The following is a 16,529-nucleotide window of genomic DNA, read 5'->3' as shown; positions in this document are numbered from 1 at the left end:
GCTCAGGCACCCGCGCTGCTGACGCGGAAGGAAGCAGCTAGCACGTCGAACAGCTGGCCCAGCTCGCCGGTCTGCAGAGCAAAGCGCGCGTCCAATTCCGCGCGCCGACCGTCCTGGTCGGTGGCAGCCAGCTTGTCCAGCGCCCCGTCTAGGAACTTCAGCTTGCGCACGATCAGATCGTCGCCCAGCACGAAGGACAGGTTGTCCTGAAGGACCAGGGCAAGCTTTGTGACCTGCTTGCCGGCGTCCAGGTGACGGCCGATTTCATCGCTCAGCAGCTCCTGTTTCTGCAGGCGCGCGACGCTTCCTCCTTCGACGGGATCACGCAGTTCGGCTTCTTCGCCAAGGGCCAGGTATTCCGGCAGGGGCTCGCCAGCGATCCAGCCAGTCAGTACCGATCGTGTGGCGACTTCCGCGTTCAGTGGCATGGCTGGGAAGGAGCCAAGCAGAGCGCGGATATCGGAGATCACGCTCTCGCCATTGCCGCGGCTGCTGCTATCCACGAACGCCACTCCGCGCTTCAAGTCCAAGAACACGTCGGTGCGGCCAGAAGTGACCAGGGCGCGTGGCATCAGCTCGTGCAGGAGGTCGTCCTTCATGCGCTTACGCTCACGTCCGCCAGGCTTGCGCCCCTCAATTTGCTCGATTTCCTCGATCTTTACCGCCAACAGGTTGTTGACCGCCGCGCCAGGCAGGATCTTCTTCTCGGTGCCGACGGTCAGCCACAGCCAGTCGCCGATGCGGTGGGACAGTACGGCGGTTTCCTCCCGGCCGAACGGCGAGATGAAGCCGCGGGAGGTCATTTCCAGCGGGCCGACCGGCTTCAGCTGCAGCTGCGGCAGCAGTGCATCCACTTCGGAGAAGTCGGTGGCGATTGGGAAGCGGAACAGGATCAGGTTGCGAAGGAACATGTGATCTCCAGATCAAGTCTTGTCGACGGCGCGGTGGCGGGTGTATCCGACGCCTTCTATCGGGATGCCGCGCCAGGTCAGTGCTGCGGCGGTGAGCGGTGCGGGGCGCGCGTCGCGCCACTTCTCCTTCGATCCGGCCTTGCGGCGTTCCAGCCAATCGGCCTTGGCTTTATCTCGGCGTGGTCGCTGCATGCGGCTCAGGATCCGGCGGACGCAGTGCCTCAGGTCCGCAGCGTTCACCACGATGCGAGCGGGGAGGGTGCTCTTAGCGAGCCCGTAGCCGTCCACATAGGCGGACACCTGGGCCCGAACGATTTCGACCTTGGGAGCATCGCCATTCGGTTTCTCAGGGAATTCGGGTTCACGGGCGAAATCGACAACGATGGTCGGGGCGTCGTCCGCCGGCTGGTGGGAGTGCTCATTGGCTCCCTGCGCTTTCCGCGCTGCCGGCGTTGTCGGGTTGGTTGCTGCACCGGTGCGCGCAACGGCACCGGATTCAAAATCCGTGTGGGTCATCGGGAGTGCCCTCGAGGTCGTTGTTAATCCGGTCGATCCGGATGGGGTGAATGTCGTTAGGTACGTTTCGGCGACGTCTCAGCGAAGTTGGGTCCGCGGCCAGAGGGCCGGCATGCGCTTCTGCCATCCGGCGTAGTTGATGCGGTGGCCGGCCTTGACCGCGCGCTGGTGCATCTCGCCGAACTGCACGCGCAGCCCATGGAAGCGATCGGGGTGCGCGACCAGTGCCGCCCGGTACCGCTCCAGGCGCTGCTCTGCAGTCGGTCGGACGGTGCTGGCGAACAGGGCGTCATGACCGCCTCCCAAAAGATGCAGGCCGTCCATCAGCGCACCAGCCTGTGCACGCCTGGGGAGATGCGTTCGCGGCGTTCGGCGGCTTCTCGCTCCGCCTGGCCGCTGCCCTGATGGAAGCGATACGGGTGCCGGCGCGGGCTCTTGGCGCGATCCAATGCCGCGCGCTGGTCTTGGGACAGGGCCGGTGCCGGCAGCTTGATGGCAGGGGCTTTCATTCGATGTGGTCCTCGCTCCTGGCGTGCTGACGGAGCGCGTGGTCGATGGCCTCGCAGTCGTCGCAGACATGGTTGTTGGTCGGGTCGCATTCGCAGCGGTGTGCTGCAAGCGCGATTGGGCTCGCGAGGGGCGGGATGCCGATGCGCATGTGTTCAATGAAGTCGTGCTCGGTCACGAGTCACCGCCCTTGGCGAGCAGCATGCGGCGCAGGCTCTTTCGCACGTCAGCGATGGCCCGGCCCGCGCTGGCTCGGCGATTCAGCACGGCGAAGGCGGCAACGTCTGCGGCAGCTGCTGCCTGATTGGGAGAGAAGCCCATGCTGGCCGCGGCGGTGGCTACGGCCTTCGCTGCTCCAGCCGCGCGCTCGGCGAGAGGGTAGGTAATGGCGGCGATCATGCGGCACCGTCCTGGCTGATCGTGTAGCCGCGGTTGCGGGTGGCGTTGATGCGGTAGCCGTGCTGGCCCAGCTTCTGGCGCAGGCGGCAGATGGTCACTTCCACCGTGTTCGACTTGCGGGCGTTGGCGCCGTACAACTTCTCTTCCAGCGAAGCGCGGCTGATGGGAGCTTCGCCCGCATCGATGATCAGCTGCAGCACCTTCGACTCGGTCGGACTGAGTGGCAGGCGGGCGCCGCCGACCATTGCGGCGCGCGGCTCAGTGCGAAGGGCGGTGATCACGGCGCCACCTCGATGAAAGCCAGGTCGTGCATCACGCACTGAGCCCGGGTCAGCACGGCGGGCGTGCTCGGCAATTTGCCGTCTGTGGTCAGCAGGGGGAAAACTGCATTGGCCCGGACGCATGCCGCGGGGGAAACCTGGTAAGAACCGCTCAGCACGGCATCGGCCGCGTCGAGGGCTAGCTGCCAGCGTGCAGGCTGGAAGTTCTGGGTGAGGGCTTTGGTGATGCCGGGCGCGCAGTCGGGGACACGACTCGCGTCGCGGAAAGCGTTGAGGCTGGTGTTTGCCACCGTGGCGCGCAGGGCCCAATCGTCGGCGGCGGCCAGTTCGTACACGGCCAAGGCTGCGCAGATTCGCGGGCTGGTGATCACCAGCCTGTCGGGGGCGTCCTCAGCGGCATCCGCTGCCGGCGCTTCGCCGGGAACGGCCCAGGCCGCAACGGCCAAGACGATGAAGCAGGCGAGGGCGATAAGGCCGAGGCGGGCTGATCGCAGGTTGCTGTTGGTCAAAGGCATTGCTTGGTCTCCGTCCCGGCGATTGCCGTTGGCGGAAACAATAGCGCTGCTATCTAACCATTACAATAGCGATGCTGTTTATACAGGCTAATTCGGTGCAAAAATTTCTGAATTCGTTAAGAAATCAGGATTCCCAGCGCCTCAAACAGCCTGCGTACGCGTTATCACGGAACTCGCCTTGAGCGACTTCCTTGGCCGAATCGGTTGAGAGGCGGGGCATTTCATACGCTTCGCGTACGTACCCTATGTAGGGTTCCCCCTGCTTTGTGGCGGCAGCCATCACGGTCGACATCGCCACCCCGGCCTGCCTCGCCGACATGATTCTTTCAGCAGCTGTCGACTCGCCTTCGCACAATTCAGCGGTAGACGATCGGAGAGTGTCCATCGCCTGCTGGGCCTCTGCAGCAGCCTCATTCGCTGAGGCTGCTGCGCGCGCAGCTGCTGCGCGCGCCGCGGTGTTGTCGCCCCCGGCATTGGCGCAGCCGCTCAGCGAGATGGCAAGAAGGGTCATGACAGTCAAGGACTTTCGCACTCGTGGTTCTCCTTTCATCCGTAGCGGCTGCGCAGCAGCCCTGCATCTTCGAAACTGACACCGTCCCGCATGCAGTCCTCGGCCCTCTCCAGGTCTTTGTGGAGCTGGATCAGATCATCATCAGGTAGGTGCTCGATGCCCATGTACCCGAAGCATGCCTGGTCGATGAGCAACTGCATTGGTGCGCCCCACCTGCGCAGGAAGTGCCGAATCATGCGGTAATGGGATTCGCGCAGGACAACATCCATGCGCATTGCAGGCCTGGCGCCAGACGCCATGGATGGCCGTGCATCAGCCGGCTTTGCGCTTCCTACCGCCGTTAGCATGGGCTTCACGCCCATCTTCCGCTGCGCGCGCAGTGCGATTAGCTGCGCCAGCTTGTCCATTTCCTGATCGAGATCCATCGTTCCCCTTCCCTTGTTTTCTTAAATCTGCGGCAAGTGCTACGCGCAGCGCTTGGGCAAATAGATCGGGGGATTGCTCGACATCGAATGTCTCACCTGTGGCCAGATCCAGAGCCTTGCGCACCACAGCGATGGCGGAGTTCACGATATCGGCGTCAAGTCTCGCAACCTGAGACGTGCCGAAACGATCCATCAGACGTGCGTATTCGGCGCTGATTTCTTGGGGCTGCAGACCCAGCACATCGGCCAGTGCTTCAGCCTTGTCCCAAGGAACCGGGCGAAGACCAGTCGCGAACTGGGAGATGAAGCTGGGGGTAACTTCCAGGCGCTCAGCTACCACTGCCTGTGTAAGGCCAGAGCGAGTGATGGCCTCCGCTATCGAGCGGCCTTCGGTGGTCTTGGGGTTGGCTGGCCTAGGCATATAGCGATGCTATTTGAAGGGGTTCAGGAAGACGAACAGCGTTGCTATTTACATGCGTTAATAGCACTGCTATGTTTGGCGCATGAACGCACTGACTCAGACCGTGACACCGATCCAGAAGGCCATCGACGCGGTAGGTGGACAAGGCGCGCTGGCGCGTTTGCTAAAGGTCCATCCGGCCTTGGTATCTCAATGGCGGACGGGCCGGAGGCCCGTTGCTGCCCACCACATTCTGTCGATTGAGGCGATGACCCAAGTGTCTAGGCACGAACTACGGCCCGACATCTTCGGTGGGAGCGCCGGGTCCGAGCCTGACCCAGACGCAGATCGCATCGTCCCGGTAGAGGGGGCATGAGCGATGCGCACTGGAGCTCTCCACCACTCGTCGCAACCCAGTGATCTCGCTTCTGCCTTAGCTGACGGAATGACCCCCCGGCAGCTCAGCGAGGTTGTTCTTTCCTCGGGCCTTCCACCGCAAGCCGGGTCGTCTCGCTCACCACCGCAAGCCCCCGCTGCAAGGAGGACTCGAGCTGGCTCGCATGTGGCCGTTTCGATGCCCCCTGGTTGGACCTTGGAAGAGGCACCAGAGGGCAACTACACCATTCGCTCAGCTGACGGACGTGGGCCCGGAGAGCGTGGGCCTGACATGCATGTCGATCTCGCCCACGTCGCCCTGAGTAATGAACGAAAAAGATCCGTTCGCCAGCAGAAGAAAAGTAACCGACGAGCCTGAGTGGAAGTGAACCGTAACGTCCACGTCCCGTCCGTTGGGGTTGTTGATGGTGGTTGTTTTTCCGGGCTGAGGTTCCAGCGGAATCTTGAAAACCTGATCGTTTTCCATGGCGCACTCCCTGCGTGCTGTGTTGTTGGCACAACAAGCTTAACGCCGGGAGTGCGCTACCCCAACTCAATTTGTGGGTCGTCCTGTCCATGGCGACCACTTTGCATCGCCTCCCGAGGTGCGTAAATGAAGCCTGATCCTCAGTACCAAGAACCGCGATCAGCGGTGGTGTTCCGCCACACGACCGACGCTATCCGCAACAGCGGCCACACCGATACGAGCCTGGCTCAGGCAATCGCCGAGCAATACCAGGCAGACGTGGCCCCCAGCGAGCGCAACGTCCAGTTCCACTCGGGCGATGACGCCGACAGCATGGAGCGCGCGCTGAAGGCGAACGCCCAGCTGGTTGGCCGGATCCGCAATGGCACGGTCAAGATGCCAGTGGATCTGGAAGAGTCCTGGGTGCGCGCGCTGCCGCCGCAGTGGCGCGACGCCTGCTCACGCGAGTTGGCCCAGCGCTATGGCTTCCTGGGCGCTCGGATCCCGATGATGGAACCGCATGCTGGCGTGCTGGCTGTGGCCCGTTTGTCGGTCGAGTTTGGCCACACTCTGGAAGCGCTGACCAACATCCTGGCCGACGGCCGCATCTGCCCGAAGGACATCCCCGAACTGCGCCGCGCGCTGGACGAGATGGGGCAGCTGGAAGCCGAGCTGATCACCGCGAAGCGCTACGTCACCGGCCACCTGCAGGATCTGGCACCGCGCGCGGTCAGTGGTGGGCGCCCATGACTTCGGCAGTCATGGTGAGCTGGGCGATCGCCGTGGTCGGCGAGTTCGAAGCCGCCGGCCGCCGTATCCCTGAAAACCTGGTGCAGCTTCTGCCCATGGTGGACGTGGTGTTGTGGGCTAAAGAACAGCCGCAGCCACTGCAGGTGGATGCGCTCCAGGCGCAGTTTGGCCTCTCCCGCGCTACCGCCTACCGGTGGCTGACTGCGCTTCAGGACGTGCACGATCCTGCTGCTGCTCGCAGCAGGTTGCCAGACGCCCGTGCGCCCTTCGCCGGCCGTCCCAAGGAGGCGCAGTTGCAGCGCGGCGTGGGGGATCGGGTGTGATCTATTTCGAGATGTACCCCGGCGACTACCTTAAGGACACAACGCGGCTGTCCCTGATCGAGCACGGCGCCTACTTCAAGCTGATGCTCGCCTACTACGCAGAAGAGCAGGCGCTACCGGAGAGCTTGGCAGAGCTGTACATCATCGCCGGCGCTATCACCGGGGGCGACAAGGCAGCGGTCAAGAAAGTCGCCGAGCGCTACTTCCCGGTGGGTGACGATGGACTGCGCCACAGCAAGCGCTGTGACGAGCAGATCACCAAAGCCCAGGGCCGCATTGCCGAGGGCAAAGGGCGACGTGATGCGCGGAAGAGTAATGAGACGGAGCGCCAAGCACGGACCCGTGCACGCAGAACGATGCTTTTCGAGGATCTGCGGGCCGTGGGCGTGGTTCCGGAGGGTCTGGTAACGATGGCTGAGCTTAAGGCTCTCCATGTCACGCATGTCACGCACAGCGAAAGCGTGACTAATGCAGCTATGTCACGCGTGACTGACCGTGACATGTCACACCTGTCACGCGTGACAGGGGGTGTGATCACAGGTGTGAACACGGGTAACCAGACCCCAGACCCCATATCTATTACTCCAGATACATCACTGCACACTCAGAGATCTCTGAGCGGTGTGACCGATGCCGGGCGTGCGTGCCTGCTGATGCGCCAGGCCGGTTGCCACTCGACCAACCCCAGTCATCCCGACCTTCTCGCCGCGCTGGCCGAAGGTGTGACCCCGGAGGAATTGGGTGACACCGCAGCCGAGGGACTGAGCCGTTCCCCGCCTGTCGCCAAGCCCTTCCCCTGGGCAATCCAGACCGCTCGAAGCCGAAAAGCCGCCGGCGCAACGCCGACGAACACCACCACCACCGGAGGCCCCAATGCAAACTCTCAGCTCGGTTCTGCCGACCACGTCGCAGAGCAGCGGCGCAAATTCGAACAGCGCTCGGCAGCTGGCGGCTTTGGCGGACCAGGCAGCGACGTCATCGACGCCGACTTCGAACTCGTCCAGCACTGACCCGGATCAGCGCGCGGTGAGTGCCCTGTGGACGGTATGGGAGCGCATGGCTGGCATGTTCCCCGGGAAGTGGGTGCGCGAGAATGGCTCATCCCCGGTGAACAACGCCGGTGGCCTGACGACCGCAGGAGAACTGTGGTTCCAGGTGCTGACAGGCATCACCCCGCGTCAGGTAGCAGACGGCCTGGCCAACTGCCTACGCAGCGCCCTCCAGTGGCCGCCGAATCCCGGGCAGTTCCGTGCGATGTGCCTCGGCGTCCCGGCCTTGGCCGAAGTTGATGGCCAGATGCGGCCCGGCCAGGCCCACAGCGGATTCACCGTGCTGGTGCGGTCGAAAATGGACCTGCACGCCTACGCCACAGCCGAGAGCGGCGCGGTGCAGCAGCGCATGGTGGCTAACGCCTACGAGCGGGCGGTGAAGCACGTCATGGACGGCGGCGCCGTGCCCGCGCCGGTGGCCGCGCTGCCCGCGCCGAAGCCCGAGCCGCAGGTGGTGCGCGATCGCGACGCGGCGCGCAGCGCCATGGCACAGGCCGCCGTTGAGCTGGGATTTGGAGACATGCATGGAGCCGACTGACATCCGCGCCTACCAGCGGCAGCTGGTGCTGTTCTGCCTGGGCATTCATGGCGACAGCACCGCAGCTGAGGCACTGGAACTGATGGGCAACGCGGCACTGGAGGCAGGCGCGCCGCGAGAGGCCATGCTACTCACCACCGCTGCCGCGGCCGGGCTGTTGCGTGAGCTGGACCGCGAGGGGCTTGTTCGTCGTTGCGAGAACCGCGCCAGTGGCCGCGACGGTCGGCCTGTAGCCACCTGGGCAGTTAGCGATACAGGCCGCGTGGACAGCATGCCGCTTCCCCCCTCGGGTCAGCAGCAGCTGGCCATGCCGCAGCTGGCACCGGCACCGACGCACCGCACCCGCGGTGGCTTGACCATGCAGCAGCTGATGGGCCTGCTCAACGTCGAGTTCGACTGCATGCTCGAGCAGATGGACCGTGAGCACCAAGCCACACAACAGCGTGCGCGCCACGACTTCGAGGCATTCCGACAGCGCGCGATGCGCGTATGGGCTGCTTCAGAGGCGTCCGCCTGATGGCTCCGAAGACGAAGGGTCGCCGCTCGCTGCGCTACGCCACCACCCAGGAGATGCCAGAGGGCATGCGGCGGCTGGTCGAAACCAGCACAGCGGTGGCACCGCAACCCTCCGCGGCGCGTGCCTACCGGCCCCCGGCCGCCGCGCAGCCCTTGGCGAGCGGCAACGCCGCCGGCAAGGTCTCGCGCGGCAGGCCGCGCCACGTGCCGGGCGAGATGAACAAGACCGAAGAGGCCTACGCCGCACACCTGACGCTGCAGCTGGCCGCTGGCGCGATCGCGTGGTTCCGCTTCGAGTCCGTGAAGCTGAAGTTGGCCGAGAAGACGCACCTGACCATCGACTTCTTCGTGATGACGGCAGCCGGAGATCTGGAGGCGCATGAGGTGAAGGGCTTCTGGGAGGAAGACGCCCGCGTGAAGGTGAAGGTGGCCGCGGCGATGTATCCGTTCCGGTTCCTGGCAGTCCAGCGCGCCCCAGGCGGCGGCTGGAAAACGGAGGTGTTCTCTTGAACGTGATGATGATTGGCGGCGCCAGCGTGCGCCGCGACGACGTGGGAAGGTTCTGCCTGAACGATCTGCACCAGGCCTCCGGCGGCGCCAAGCGGCACCAGCCCAGCGACTGGCAGCGCCTGAAGCAGACCGAGGAACTGGTGGCCGAACTGGTCAAATCCGGGGATTCCCGGGTTTACCCGGTGCACTCCGTGGCCGGCCGCTATGGCGGCAGCTACGTGGTGCGCGAGCTGGTCTACGCCTATGCGATGTGGATCAGCCCGAGCTTCAGCCTGCAGGTGATCCGTGCGTACGACGCGCTGGCTGCCGGCACTCCCGCACCTGACCCGATGCAGGCGCTGACCGATCCGGCGACGCTGCGCGCGCTGCTGCTGTCCTACAGCGAGAAGGCCGAGATCCTTGAGGCGCGCGTGCAGTACCAGGAACCACAGGTCCGCGCGCTGCTGCGGCTGACCCAAGCCGATGGCGCCTTCAACATCAGCACCGCGGCCAAGATGCTGCAGGTACAGCCCCGCCAGCTGTTCGCCTGGTTGTCTGAACACGGCTGGATCTACCGCCGCGCCGGCAGCAAGAACTGGCTGGCCTACCAGACCCGACTGCAGCAGGGCGTGCTCGCGCACAAGGCCAGCGTGCAGCGCCGGGATGGTGAGCCGGATCGCGTGCACGAGCAGGTGCTGGTCACCGCCAAGGGTCTGTCGCGGCTGGCCGAGAGCATCGACCGGGACCAGATGACCTGGGCGCAGGCCGACGCGGCGAGCGGGCTACAGCTGGCTGCGGAGGTGACCTGATGGAAAACGCATTGGTGAATGAGGCTCGTTGGCTGGCGGAAGAGGCACATGCCACCCAAACCGATAAGGCTGGCCGGCCATACATCGAGCATGTGGCTCGGGTCGCAGCGGCGGTCGCCGGCGATGACGCCGCCGAAATGGTGGCATGGCTCCACGACGTACTGGAGGATCAGCCGGCCTTCGCGACCAGCGTCATCCTGTTCCCGCAGGACGTGGTGGAGGCTGTGTTCGATCTGACACGCGGCGTGAACAAGAGCGAGGCGTTCTACTACTGGAACATTCGGCAGAACCCCCTGTCGCTCAAGGTGAAGCTGGCGGATATCGCCGACAACAGCGACGAATCGCGACTGGCCCTGCTGGATCCTGAAACGGCAGCTCGCTTACGGGCGAAATACGCCAAGGCGCGCGCTGCGCTGGGGGTGAAGTGATGGGCGGTCCGATCATCACGCAGCGGGAGGTGGCACCGATGAAGCCGGGCACTGCCATGGAAGAGCAGCTGCAGCTGAAGGGCATTGGCCGGCTGCTGGCCGGGTTCGGGTATCGCTACGGGTCGGAGGTCCAGCTGCACGAGGTTCTGGCCACTGTCTTGGATCGCGCGGGCCATGCGCACGTGCGCGAGTACCGGCTGGACGCCAGCAACCGCGCTGACTTCTGGCTGGATGGCCTGGTGATCGAGGTGAAGGTGGCCGGCTCGCTCGCCGATGCCCTGCGGCAGGTCGGGCGCTACATCAACCTGCCGCAGGTGCGCGGGGTGCTGCTGGTCACCACAGAGCGCTGGGGGGAACGCCCGCTCGTGGCCCGGCCGGCCTGGCACGGCAAGCCCTTCAACATCATCCGCCTGAAGAGGCAGGCACTGTGATGCAAACGACCTATGGCACCCTCCTGTACAGCGCCGCCGGCAGCACTTGGCGTGTGATCTGCGAGCCGCAGGTGCGTGCGCGCATGAAGCGCGTGTTTCCCCGGGTCCGCCAGCACGCCGCTGAGCACATCGACCTGTCGGCCACGCCCGAGAACAGCCGGGAGCTGCAGTGGTTCACGCAGCGCTACCCGCTCTCGATGGATGCCGACACCGAGCGCGCGCTGCAGCTGCTGGCCGCGGAGCATGTGGATATGGAGCGCAGCCTGGGCGAACTGCTGGCCGGCCGCGTGCAGATCCCGGAGTTCACCCTGGCCAAGCCGCCGCGTGAGTATCAGCGCGTGGCGGGGGCGCAGCTGTCCATTCGTGGTGGCCTGCTGCTGGCCGACGATCTTGGCCTCGGCAAGACGGTCACCGGCATCTGCCCCATGGCCGCCGCGGGCAACCTGCCGGCGGTGGTGGTGTACCCGGCGGCGCTGCCGAACCACTGGCCGGAGAAGCTGGCCGAGTTCGCGCCGCAGCTGCGCGTGCACCACATCAGGAAGGGCGCGCCGTACCCGCTCGTGCGTCAGCCGAAGCAGCGGATCAAGGATCTGTGGGACACGCTGCCCGACGTGATCCTGGTCAGCTACCACAAGCTCCGGGGCTGGGCTGAGACGCTGGGGGAGATTGCGCAGTACGTGGTGTTCGAGGAATGCCAGCAGCTGCGCAGCCCGGACAGCAGCATCCACAGCGCCTGCCGCCACCTGGCCAGCCGAGCACGACTGCGCATGGGTCTGACCGCCACCCCGATTTACAACTACGGGTGCGAATTCTTCCACGTGGTCGACCCGCTGCTGCCGGGGTGCCTGGGCACTTATGACGAGTTCCTGCGGGAATGGTGCATCTCCGCGCCGGGGGAGAAGGCCAAGCTGCAGGACGCAGAGCAGTTTGGCCAGTACCTGCGGCGGCAGGGGATCATGCTGCGCCGCACCCGCAAGGAAGTAGGGCGCGAGCTGCCTGCGCTGTCGAAGATCCCGCATGAGGTGGAGGCCGACACCAAGGCGCTGGACGCCATCACCGGCGACGCCGCAGCGCTGGCGCGGATCATCCTCCGGGCAAACGAGCAGTACCGCGGCGAGAAGATGCAGGCCGCCGGTGAGTTCGACCGGCTGCTGCGGCAGGCTACTGGCGTGGCCAAGGCACCCTACGTGGCAGAGTTCGTCAGGCTGCTGCTGGAGAGCGGCCAGAAGGTGCTGCTGTTCGGGTGGCACCGGGAGGTCTACAGCATCTGGCAGGAGAAGCTTGCTGCGTACAACCCGGTCATGTACACCGGCAGCGAGTCGCCGACCCAGAAGCAGGCGGCGAAGGATGCATTCATTGCCGGGGACAGCCAGGTGATGCTGATCAGCCTCCGCTCTGGTGCTGGCATCGACGGGCTGCAGCACGTGTGCAGCACCGTGGTGTTCGGTGAACTGGACTGGTCGCCTGGCGTCCACGAGCAGTGCATCGGCCGTGTGCACCGCGACGGCCAGGCAGAGCCGGTCATGGCGTACTTCCTGCTCTCCGACAGCGGCAGCGACCCGATCGTGTCGGACGTTCTCGGGGTTAAGCGCGAGCAGATCGAGGGCGTGCGCAGCCCCGGGGAACACCTGATGGAGCGTCTGGACGTAGGCGAGAACCAGTTGCGCGCGCTGGCCCAGCAGTTCCTTCAACAGCAGGGCGTGGCCCTGGAAACAACAAACGTTACAACCATGGAGACCTCCCGATGATTCCCAAATTCTTCAGCCTGGACGAGGCAACCCACCACCTGTATCTGGAAGGAAAGGAGGGCCCCATCAGGTGCCAGGTCGACGGCAGCCTGTGGGAGGTCTGGCAGGATGGCCGGTCCCGCTGGGTCAGCAACTGCGAGGTGGCCTGATGTCAGCAGTGGAGGCGCCCGCAGTGGCCCTGACGCCTTGCGGCAACTGCGGCAGCGAGGAAGTTCGCATGCGCGCGCGGGGCAGTGCCGGCAGCCGGCGCACCGCGCAGGTGGTTTGCGCGCGCTGCAGCGCGCGTGGAGAACTGCATGTTGGCGCAGATGCGGAAGAGGGCGCCCGCAGGGCGTGGACACAGCGGCCGATCTACATGCCGGCGCCGACGGCAGTCAGGGTGGTGCATGGCCGTGTGCCAGTGCCAGAGCCGACCCTGGAGCGAGATCCGCTCGAGCTGATCGCCCGCATGCTGGTAGGCGGGAGCTTCCGCGAGCCAGCGGACGGCCGGTCAACCATGCCGCCGCTGACGTCTGCCGACATCGCCGGCGCCGTCGGCATGATGCGTGACTCGGTGGCCAAGCAGGCCGTGCTGGCGGTGGCGCTGCGCGGGCAGGGCGTGTCCCTGTCCGCGCTGGGGCGCTCCCTGGCCAGGCGGGTGATGCGGCAGATTCAGTGGCAGCGACGCAATTGCACAAAGCCAGCGCTGCGGATGGATGACCCGGCTGACCGCTGGCGCATGAGGCTGGTGCTGCAGGACGCGGTGAACGACCTGGTATGGCCCGAAGGGAAGATCGCCGCACAGGATGCTGCCAAGGCGGCCAAGATGCGGAAGGGGGACTACCTGCGCGTGTACGGGATCGCTGCTGCAACGCTGCGACAGGCACTGGATGATGGGCGGAAGGAGTTCAGTAGCAGGGTTTTCAATGGTCAAGACTAAATATGTGGCGGAACAACAAATTGTTGTCCCGCAACAATCAAGTCAGAAACCAGTCTTGATATCAAAGCTGACCGCTTTGTGTCCAAGATCATGCTGAGAGCCCATCAGCAACGCATAAAGATCGTCACCTTGTTCCTTCGTGAGAGAAGTGAAATCGTGGGTCTGCCCTGATTTCATGTAAACCGACAGAGAAATGACGCTTGGGCGGTACTCGAATGACGCAATTTGATCAGCCAAAATTACTGTCGTGTAGGAGGATGCCTTTCCAGTGGTGTGCTTGCGGGTGCGAGTGATTTGAAGCATTTCAGCCATGTTCGATCTCCTTGATAGAAGGCCCGGGCGTTAAGCAACATTACCGCAGTCGCCGCGAACCTTACCGCATTCGCCCGACTGCGGTAAGGAACCTTACCGCAGTTGCAGCGGGAACCGGAGTTGTTGTCCAATTGGGACCATGGGCGAGAAAGCGCGTAACGGGGTGTACGACTGCAATGGTCGCTGGGCCCTCGGCCGATGCTACGTGTATGTGTTGATGGCCCGCGACGCGCAAGGCCCCATGTACGTCAAGATAGGAGTAAGTGACGATCCCTATTCACGGATCGGCGCTATCCAGACGGGGTGTCCAATCCCGTTAGTCAAGGCGGGCATGGTCAAGTGCATGAGTCGTGCCCAAGCCAGGTTGATTGAGAAGGAACTCCACGTTGAACTGGCCCCGTTTGGATCCAATGGGGAGTGGTTCCGATTCGATTGGGCTGACGTAACGCACAAGCAGGCACTCAATGTCGCCATCGAGGCGCATATGTCGAGAGTCAAGGAATGGGCCCTTGAGGATGTGGACCTGCAGAAGGTCTTCGCTATGAAGCGCCTTATCGAGGCACATCGGAAGAATGCGTATCGCGAGAAGCGCCGGCGTGCGACAGCTGTGAGGGCAGCAGTCGGAATCTGAAAGGTTATGGCGGCCGCAGGCCTGGACTCGGGAGGTCCAGTGACCTGCGGTTCGTCGTTTCAGGACGGCCGAAACCCGGATGCTGACGAGACGAGCTCTCCTCTCAGTTGCGTGGGTCGGCGCAATGTTCTGGTGACCGCCTGCAGCGCTTGGTCGTTGGGAAACCTTTCGGATAGCCGCTGAAGGCGAAGGATGATTGTTCTGACATCGGACGTGACGAAGTAGTCGGCCTGTGCCTCCAAGGAGGCCTCTAGGTGTTCCACGTCAAATTCCTTTCGCCGAATCGTCTCGTCGTACAGGAACGTGCCGGCTGACTGTGCTCGCACGGCGGCTTCATGGATCAAGCGTTCATGGTCGACGCCATCCGCCGTGAGCATCACGTCCAAGCTTCCCCCGTGGACGCCTCCAAATAGGATGCTTCCGTCGAGCTTGAACGAGCCATCTGCTCGTGTGAGCGGGATAGGTACGCGGGTTGAGTGGCCTTCGGTTCGCCTCCGCACCTCAGTAGCAAGCGCCTCACCGAGCTCAAGCATTACCCGTTCGTCGTACAGAAGCCGGGCCTGCACATGGCCGAGTTTAATGGCCATGACAACGTCATCGAATGCGGTGGCATCTGCGCAGTGCGGTGATAGGTCGCTGATTCGGCCTGCTATCCAAGAGAGCCAGTGGCGCCAAACGCACGTATCAACAAAGATTTTCAGCATTTCTTCCTGACCTTGCTGTTGGGAGGAACCAGGTGCATTCAAGCACCGTAATTTACGCCCGCATCCCCCGTCCGGATCAACCCTCGCGCCTAGCCGGCAGCGGGGCGGGCACCCTTCTGCAGGAACCCCTGATGGCCAAGATCAACGCTCAACAGGCCGGCGGCACCAACGTCGTCGCCTTCCTGGACATGCTGGCCTGGTCGGAGGGAACGAGTACCAGCCCGGCAACGAAAAACCAGGGTTACGACGTGATCGTGACCGGTGCTGACCGTGTGCCGGAGATCTTCACCGACTATTCGGTGCACCCGTTCTCCCGCGGACGGAAGTCGAAGGCCATCAACAGCAAGGGCCTGACCTCCAACGCATCTGGTCGCTACCAGTTCATGCTGAAGGACTATGCCCACTACCGCGCCCTGCTGAAGCTGCCGGACTTCGGGCCCCTCTCGCAGGATCTCTGGGCCATCCAGCTGATCCGCGAACGCCGCGCTCTGCCGTTGATCCAGGCGGGTCGCATCACCGACGCCATCAAGGCCGTGCGCAACAGCTGGGCGAGTCTGCCGGGCGCTGGCTACGGCCAGCCGGAGCACGCTCTGGAAAAACTGCTGGCTGCCTACCGCAAGGCTGGCGGGGCAGTGGCGCCGTGACCGAGCCGATGAGCACCCTGAAAACCTTCGTTGGGACGTTCACCGCTGCGGTGGTGGCGCCGGCGACGGCTGACGCGTTGCGCGAGGCCGAGCGAATCATCCTGGGCGTGCCGCAGTCCGTGCTGCTGGTGGCAATGGCCGGCGCGCTGATCGGCGTGTTGTTGCTGCCGGAGAAGGATGCAGAGCGAGTAGCCGCTGATTCCAACCGCAGGCGTGGCCACCGACTCCTGCAGACGGCTGCGCGCTGGGCTGCGCTGGCAGTGGCAGTGGTGGCCTACGCCATCGTGGCAGCATGGGTCATCGCAGTTGCCGCGTCGATCTGGCCGGCACTGGCTGGCGCCCCACAGCTGCCGCTGGCCGGTCTCTCCGGTGTCCTGATTCGCCGGCTGCTGCCCGGCTACGTGCGCATGGTGGAGAGAGCCACCGGCGCCATCGGAGGCGAGAAGCCATGAGCGTGCTGATTCGATTCTTGGGCGCGCTGTGGGCGCTGGTCGTGGGTGCCGCTGCCGACGCGTTGCGCTGGTTGGGCAAACCTGGGAGCAAGGTCAAGTTGGTGTGTGCCGTACTGGCCTTTGGTTGCTTGGTCTCCGGCCTGACGGCTTGGGAGAAAGAGCAGAAGATCCGTAATCTGAACGCCCAAGTCATCAAGGTCCAGGCTGACTGGAAAGCGGACGCTGCCCGGCTGCAGGCTGACGTGGACACCCGTGATCAACGACTGGCCGAGATTGCCATCGCGCTCCGAGCTGAGGCCGAGAAGCTGGAAGTGCTCAAGGCCGAGAGCGCGGCTGCACTGCAGAGCCTGGCCGGAAAGATCGAGGCGTCTGAGAAGGAGGCATCCACCTGGCGCGGTAGGTATGAGCAGAGACCTGACACCTGCAAGGCAGCGCTGGAGCTGCTTGATTCCGCCTGCCCGGATCTGAAGGGGTACTGAC

Annotated in this window: 31 protein-coding genes; 17 read left to right on the top strand and 14 right to left on the bottom strand. The window is 64.3% G+C overall.

The window, feature by feature from the left end; genetic code table 11:
- Window positions 1-2: 2 nt before the first annotated feature.
- The 11 genes from C0R07_RS07330 to C0R07_RS07280 form a co-directional block, all read right to left on the bottom strand.
- Window positions 3-911: a recombination-associated protein RdgC gene (locus C0R07_RS07330; RefSeq protein ID WP_102788563.1), complete on the bottom strand. Its 909-nt coding sequence runs from the start codon at window positions 909-911 to the stop codon at window positions 3-5.
- Between the two features lie 12 nt (window positions 912-923).
- A complete protein-coding gene (locus C0R07_RS07325; RefSeq protein WP_102788562.1) occupies window positions 924-1,427 on the bottom strand; it encodes a hypothetical protein in 504 nt (167 codons plus the stop codon).
- Between the two features lie 78 nt (window positions 1,428-1,505).
- Entirely contained in the window at window positions 1,506-1,751 is a 246-nt protein-coding gene (locus C0R07_RS07320) for a hypothetical protein (protein ID WP_102788561.1), read from the bottom strand.
- Entirely contained in the window at window positions 1,751-1,936 is a 186-nt protein-coding gene (locus C0R07_RS07315) for a hypothetical protein (protein ID WP_102788560.1), read from the bottom strand. The genes C0R07_RS07320 and C0R07_RS07315 overlap by 1 nt, the downstream gene beginning before the upstream one ends.
- The gene (locus tag C0R07_RS07310; protein WP_102788559.1) at window positions 1,933-2,112 is read right to left on the bottom strand and encodes a hypothetical protein; all 180 of its coding nucleotides are present in this window, start codon (window positions 2,110-2,112) and stop codon (window positions 1,933-1,935) included. Before C0R07_RS07310 ends, C0R07_RS07315 begins: the two co-directional genes overlap by 4 nt.
- On the bottom strand, window positions 2,109-2,333 hold the full coding sequence (locus C0R07_RS07305) for a hypothetical protein (RefSeq protein WP_102788558.1): 225 nt from the start codon (window positions 2,331-2,333) through the stop codon (window positions 2,109-2,111). Before C0R07_RS07305 ends, C0R07_RS07310 begins: the two co-directional genes overlap by 4 nt.
- Window positions 2,330-2,614 (bottom strand): winged helix-turn-helix domain-containing protein, encoded by a 285-nt coding sequence (locus C0R07_RS07300; RefSeq protein WP_146027590.1) that lies wholly within the window; start codon window positions 2,612-2,614, stop codon window positions 2,330-2,332. Before C0R07_RS07300 ends, C0R07_RS07305 begins: the two co-directional genes overlap by 4 nt.
- The gene (locus tag C0R07_RS07295; protein WP_254427804.1) at window positions 2,611-3,129 is read right to left on the bottom strand and encodes a hypothetical protein; all 519 of its coding nucleotides are present in this window, start codon (window positions 3,127-3,129) and stop codon (window positions 2,611-2,613) included. The genes C0R07_RS07300 and C0R07_RS07295 overlap by 4 nt, the downstream gene beginning before the upstream one ends.
- A gap of 124 nt (window positions 3,130-3,253) precedes the next feature.
- Window positions 3,254-3,640: a hypothetical protein gene (locus C0R07_RS07290; protein WP_102788556.1), complete on the bottom strand. Its 387-nt coding sequence runs from the start codon at window positions 3,638-3,640 to the stop codon at window positions 3,254-3,256.
- A 35-nt stretch (window positions 3,641-3,675) separates the two neighbouring features.
- Complete coding sequence (locus C0R07_RS07285) at window positions 3,676-3,909, bottom strand: hypothetical protein (RefSeq protein WP_146027589.1); 234 nt, start codon at window positions 3,907-3,909, stop codon at window positions 3,676-3,678.
- 43 nt (window positions 3,910-3,952) lie between these two features.
- The gene (locus C0R07_RS07280) at window positions 3,953-4,486 is read right to left on the bottom strand and encodes a helix-turn-helix domain-containing protein (protein ID WP_102788554.1); all 534 of its coding nucleotides are present in this window, start codon (window positions 4,484-4,486) and stop codon (window positions 3,953-3,955) included.
- 82 nt (window positions 4,487-4,568) lie between these two features.
- Between C0R07_RS07280 and C0R07_RS20285 the strand changes: the two genes are divergently transcribed.
- Window positions 4,569-4,841: a helix-turn-helix domain-containing protein gene (locus C0R07_RS20285; RefSeq protein ID WP_102788553.1), complete on the top strand. Its 273-nt coding sequence runs from the start codon at window positions 4,569-4,571 to the stop codon at window positions 4,839-4,841.
- 252 nt (window positions 4,842-5,093) lie between these two features.
- Here the strand turns inward: C0R07_RS20285 and C0R07_RS07270 are convergent, their stop codons facing one another.
- A complete protein-coding gene (locus C0R07_RS07270; RefSeq protein ID WP_102788552.1) occupies window positions 5,094-5,327 on the bottom strand; it encodes a hypothetical protein in 234 nt (77 codons plus the stop codon).
- Between the two features lie 126 nt (window positions 5,328-5,453).
- Between C0R07_RS07270 and C0R07_RS07265 the strand changes: the two genes are divergently transcribed.
- Genes C0R07_RS07265 through C0R07_RS07215 form a run of 12 tightly spaced genes read left to right on the top strand, consistent with a single transcriptional unit; the run spans window position 5,454 to window position 13,306 of the window.
- Window positions 5,454-6,056: a hypothetical protein gene (locus C0R07_RS07265; RefSeq protein ID WP_254427803.1), complete on the top strand. Its 603-nt coding sequence runs from the start codon at window positions 5,454-5,456 to the stop codon at window positions 6,054-6,056.
- Window positions 6,053-6,379 (top strand): hypothetical protein, encoded by a 327-nt coding sequence (locus tag C0R07_RS07260; protein WP_102788550.1) that lies wholly within the window; start codon window positions 6,053-6,055, stop codon window positions 6,377-6,379. Before C0R07_RS07265 ends, C0R07_RS07260 begins: the two co-directional genes overlap by 4 nt.
- On the top strand, window positions 6,376-7,389 hold the full coding sequence (locus tag C0R07_RS07255) for a YdaU family protein (protein WP_102788549.1): 1,014 nt from the start codon (window positions 6,376-6,378) through the stop codon (window positions 7,387-7,389). Before C0R07_RS07260 ends, C0R07_RS07255 begins: the two co-directional genes overlap by 4 nt.
- A 46-nt stretch (window positions 7,390-7,435) precedes the next feature.
- Window positions 7,436-7,966, top strand: coding sequence for a hypothetical protein (locus C0R07_RS07250; protein WP_102788732.1), 531 nt, complete (start codon window positions 7,436-7,438; stop codon window positions 7,964-7,966).
- On the top strand, window positions 7,953-8,483 hold the full coding sequence (locus tag C0R07_RS07245) for a hypothetical protein (RefSeq protein ID WP_102788548.1): 531 nt from the start codon (window positions 7,953-7,955) through the stop codon (window positions 8,481-8,483). Before C0R07_RS07250 ends, C0R07_RS07245 begins: the two co-directional genes overlap by 14 nt.
- Entirely contained in the window at window positions 8,483-8,992 is a 510-nt protein-coding gene (locus tag C0R07_RS20120) for a hypothetical protein (protein ID WP_254427802.1), read from the top strand. The genes C0R07_RS07245 and C0R07_RS20120 overlap by 1 nt, the downstream gene beginning before the upstream one ends.
- A gap of 5 nt (window positions 8,993-8,997) precedes the next feature.
- Window positions 8,998-9,780 (top strand): phage antirepressor KilAC domain-containing protein, encoded by a 783-nt coding sequence (locus C0R07_RS07235; protein WP_254427812.1) that lies wholly within the window; start codon window positions 8,998-9,000, stop codon window positions 9,778-9,780.
- A complete protein-coding gene (locus tag C0R07_RS07230; protein ID WP_102788546.1) occupies window positions 9,780-10,208 on the top strand; it encodes an HD domain-containing protein in 429 nt (142 codons plus the stop codon). Before C0R07_RS07235 ends, C0R07_RS07230 begins: the two co-directional genes overlap by 1 nt.
- 38 nt (window positions 10,209-10,246) lie before the next feature.
- The gene (locus C0R07_RS07225) at window positions 10,247-10,639 is read left to right on the top strand and encodes a hypothetical protein (protein WP_254427801.1); all 393 of its coding nucleotides are present in this window, start codon (window positions 10,247-10,249) and stop codon (window positions 10,637-10,639) included.
- On the top strand, window positions 10,639-12,387 hold the full coding sequence (locus C0R07_RS07220; protein WP_102788545.1) for a DEAD/DEAH box helicase: 1,749 nt from the start codon (window positions 10,639-10,641) through the stop codon (window positions 12,385-12,387). The genes C0R07_RS07225 and C0R07_RS07220 overlap by 1 nt, the downstream gene beginning before the upstream one ends.
- On the top strand, window positions 12,384-12,536 hold the full coding sequence (locus tag C0R07_RS19885) for a hypothetical protein (RefSeq protein ID WP_167390335.1): 153 nt from the start codon (window positions 12,384-12,386) through the stop codon (window positions 12,534-12,536). The genes C0R07_RS07220 and C0R07_RS19885 overlap by 4 nt, the downstream gene beginning before the upstream one ends.
- Entirely contained in the window at window positions 12,536-13,306 is a 771-nt protein-coding gene (locus C0R07_RS07215) for a hypothetical protein (RefSeq protein ID WP_146027588.1), read from the top strand. Before C0R07_RS19885 ends, C0R07_RS07215 begins: the two co-directional genes overlap by 1 nt.
- Window positions 13,307-13,348: 42 nt before the next feature.
- Here C0R07_RS07215 and C0R07_RS07210 read toward each other — a convergent pair whose 3' ends face one another.
- Window positions 13,349-13,618, bottom strand: a complete 270-nt coding sequence (locus C0R07_RS07210; protein ID WP_102788543.1) for a hypothetical protein — start codon at window positions 13,616-13,618, stop codon at window positions 13,349-13,351.
- Window positions 13,619-13,757: 139 nt separating this feature from the next.
- Between C0R07_RS07210 and C0R07_RS07205 the strand changes: the two genes are divergently transcribed.
- Window positions 13,758-14,249 (top strand): GIY-YIG nuclease family protein, encoded by a 492-nt coding sequence (locus C0R07_RS07205; RefSeq protein ID WP_102788542.1) that lies wholly within the window; start codon window positions 13,758-13,760, stop codon window positions 14,247-14,249.
- Between the two features lie 59 nt (window positions 14,250-14,308).
- Here the strand turns inward: C0R07_RS07205 and C0R07_RS07200 are convergent, their stop codons facing one another.
- Entirely contained in the window at window positions 14,309-14,836 is a 528-nt protein-coding gene (locus C0R07_RS07200) for a hypothetical protein (protein ID WP_146027587.1), read from the bottom strand.
- 248 nt (window positions 14,837-15,084) lie between these two features.
- Between C0R07_RS07200 and C0R07_RS07195 the strand changes: the two genes are divergently transcribed.
- Genes C0R07_RS07195 through C0R07_RS07185 form a run of 3 tightly spaced genes read left to right on the top strand, consistent with a single transcriptional unit; the run spans window position 15,085 to window position 16,528 of the window.
- Window positions 15,085-15,597 (top strand): glycoside hydrolase family 24 protein, encoded by a 513-nt coding sequence (locus tag C0R07_RS07195; RefSeq protein ID WP_102788540.1) that lies wholly within the window; start codon window positions 15,085-15,087, stop codon window positions 15,595-15,597.
- A complete protein-coding gene (locus C0R07_RS07190; protein WP_102788539.1) occupies window positions 15,594-16,049 on the top strand; it encodes a hypothetical protein in 456 nt (151 codons plus the stop codon). The genes C0R07_RS07195 and C0R07_RS07190 overlap by 4 nt, the downstream gene beginning before the upstream one ends.
- The gene (locus tag C0R07_RS07185; RefSeq protein ID WP_102788538.1) at window positions 16,046-16,528 is read left to right on the top strand and encodes a hypothetical protein; all 483 of its coding nucleotides are present in this window, start codon (window positions 16,046-16,048) and stop codon (window positions 16,526-16,528) included. The genes C0R07_RS07190 and C0R07_RS07185 overlap by 4 nt, the downstream gene beginning before the upstream one ends.
- Window position 16,529 lies beyond the last annotated feature (1 nt).

This window comes from Stenotrophomonas bentonitica, from assembly GCF_002887735.1.
GTDB lineage: Bacteria > Pseudomonadota > Gammaproteobacteria > Xanthomonadales > Xanthomonadaceae > Stenotrophomonas > Stenotrophomonas bentonitica_A.
The sequence above is the reverse complement of the archived record's forward strand: the minus strand, read 5'-3'. Positions and strand labels throughout refer to the sequence as shown.

Coding starts and splice junctions, on each gene's coding strand:
- C0R07_RS07330 (WP_102788563.1), bottom strand. CDS start 911: ATGTTCCTTCGCAACCTGATCCTGTTCCGCTTCCCAATCGCCACCGAC.
- C0R07_RS07325 (WP_102788562.1), bottom strand. CDS start 1,427: ATGACCCACACGGATTTTGAATCCGGTGCCGTTGCGCGCACCGGTGCA.
- C0R07_RS07320 (WP_102788561.1), bottom strand. CDS start 1,751: ATGGACGGCCTGCATCTTTTGGGAGGCGGTCATGACGCCCTGTTCGCC.
- C0R07_RS07315 (WP_102788560.1), bottom strand. CDS start 1,936: ATGAAAGCCCCTGCCATCAAGCTGCCGGCACCGGCCCTGTCCCAAGAC.
- C0R07_RS07305 (WP_102788558.1), bottom strand. CDS start 2,333: ATGATCGCCGCCATTACCTACCCTCTCGCCGAGCGCGCGGCTGGAGCA.
- C0R07_RS07295 (WP_254427804.1), bottom strand. CDS start 3,129: ATGCCTTTGACCAACAGCAACCTGCGATCAGCCCGCCTCGGCCTTATC.
- C0R07_RS07290 (WP_102788556.1), bottom strand. CDS start 3,640: ATGACCCTTCTTGCCATCTCGCTGAGCGGCTGCGCCAATGCCGGGGGC.
- C0R07_RS07285 (WP_146027589.1), bottom strand. CDS start 3,909: ATGGATGTTGTCCTGCGCGAATCCCATTACCGCATGATTCGGCACTTC.
- C0R07_RS07280 (WP_102788554.1), bottom strand. CDS start 4,486: ATGCCTAGGCCAGCCAACCCCAAGACCACCGAAGGCCGCTCGATAGCG.
- C0R07_RS20285 (WP_102788553.1), top strand. CDS start 4,569: ATGAACGCACTGACTCAGACCGTGACACCGATCCAGAAGGCCATCGAC.
- C0R07_RS07270 (WP_102788552.1), bottom strand. CDS start 5,327: ATGGAAAACGATCAGGTTTTCAAGATTCCGCTGGAACCTCAGCCCGGA.
- C0R07_RS07265 (WP_254427803.1), top strand. CDS start 5,454: ATGAAGCCTGATCCTCAGTACCAAGAACCGCGATCAGCGGTGGTGTTC.
- C0R07_RS07260 (WP_102788550.1), top strand. CDS start 6,053: ATGACTTCGGCAGTCATGGTGAGCTGGGCGATCGCCGTGGTCGGCGAG.
- C0R07_RS07250 (WP_102788732.1), top strand. CDS start 7,436: ATGGCTGGCATGTTCCCCGGGAAGTGGGTGCGCGAGAATGGCTCATCC.
- C0R07_RS07245 (WP_102788548.1), top strand. CDS start 7,953: ATGGAGCCGACTGACATCCGCGCCTACCAGCGGCAGCTGGTGCTGTTC.
- C0R07_RS20120 (WP_254427802.1), top strand. CDS start 8,483: ATGGCTCCGAAGACGAAGGGTCGCCGCTCGCTGCGCTACGCCACCACC.
- C0R07_RS07235 (WP_254427812.1), top strand. CDS start 8,998: ATGATGATTGGCGGCGCCAGCGTGCGCCGCGACGACGTGGGAAGGTTC.
- C0R07_RS07230 (WP_102788546.1), top strand. CDS start 9,780: ATGGAAAACGCATTGGTGAATGAGGCTCGTTGGCTGGCGGAAGAGGCA.
- C0R07_RS07225 (WP_254427801.1), top strand. CDS start 10,247: ATGAAGCCGGGCACTGCCATGGAAGAGCAGCTGCAGCTGAAGGGCATT.
- C0R07_RS07220 (WP_102788545.1), top strand. CDS start 10,639: ATGCAAACGACCTATGGCACCCTCCTGTACAGCGCCGCCGGCAGCACT.
- C0R07_RS19885 (WP_167390335.1), top strand. CDS start 12,384: ATGATTCCCAAATTCTTCAGCCTGGACGAGGCAACCCACCACCTGTAT.
- C0R07_RS07215 (WP_146027588.1), top strand. CDS start 12,536: ATGTCAGCAGTGGAGGCGCCCGCAGTGGCCCTGACGCCTTGCGGCAAC.
- C0R07_RS07210 (WP_102788543.1), bottom strand. CDS start 13,618: ATGGCTGAAATGCTTCAAATCACTCGCACCCGCAAGCACACCACTGGA.
- C0R07_RS07205 (WP_102788542.1), top strand. CDS start 13,758: ATGGGCGAGAAAGCGCGTAACGGGGTGTACGACTGCAATGGTCGCTGG.
- C0R07_RS07200 (WP_146027587.1), bottom strand. CDS start 14,836: ATGGCCATTAAACTCGGCCATGTGCAGGCCCGGCTTCTGTACGACGAA.
- C0R07_RS07195 (WP_102788540.1), top strand. CDS start 15,085: ATGGCCAAGATCAACGCTCAACAGGCCGGCGGCACCAACGTCGTCGCC.
- C0R07_RS07185 (WP_102788538.1), top strand. CDS start 16,046: ATGAGCGTGCTGATTCGATTCTTGGGCGCGCTGTGGGCGCTGGTCGTG.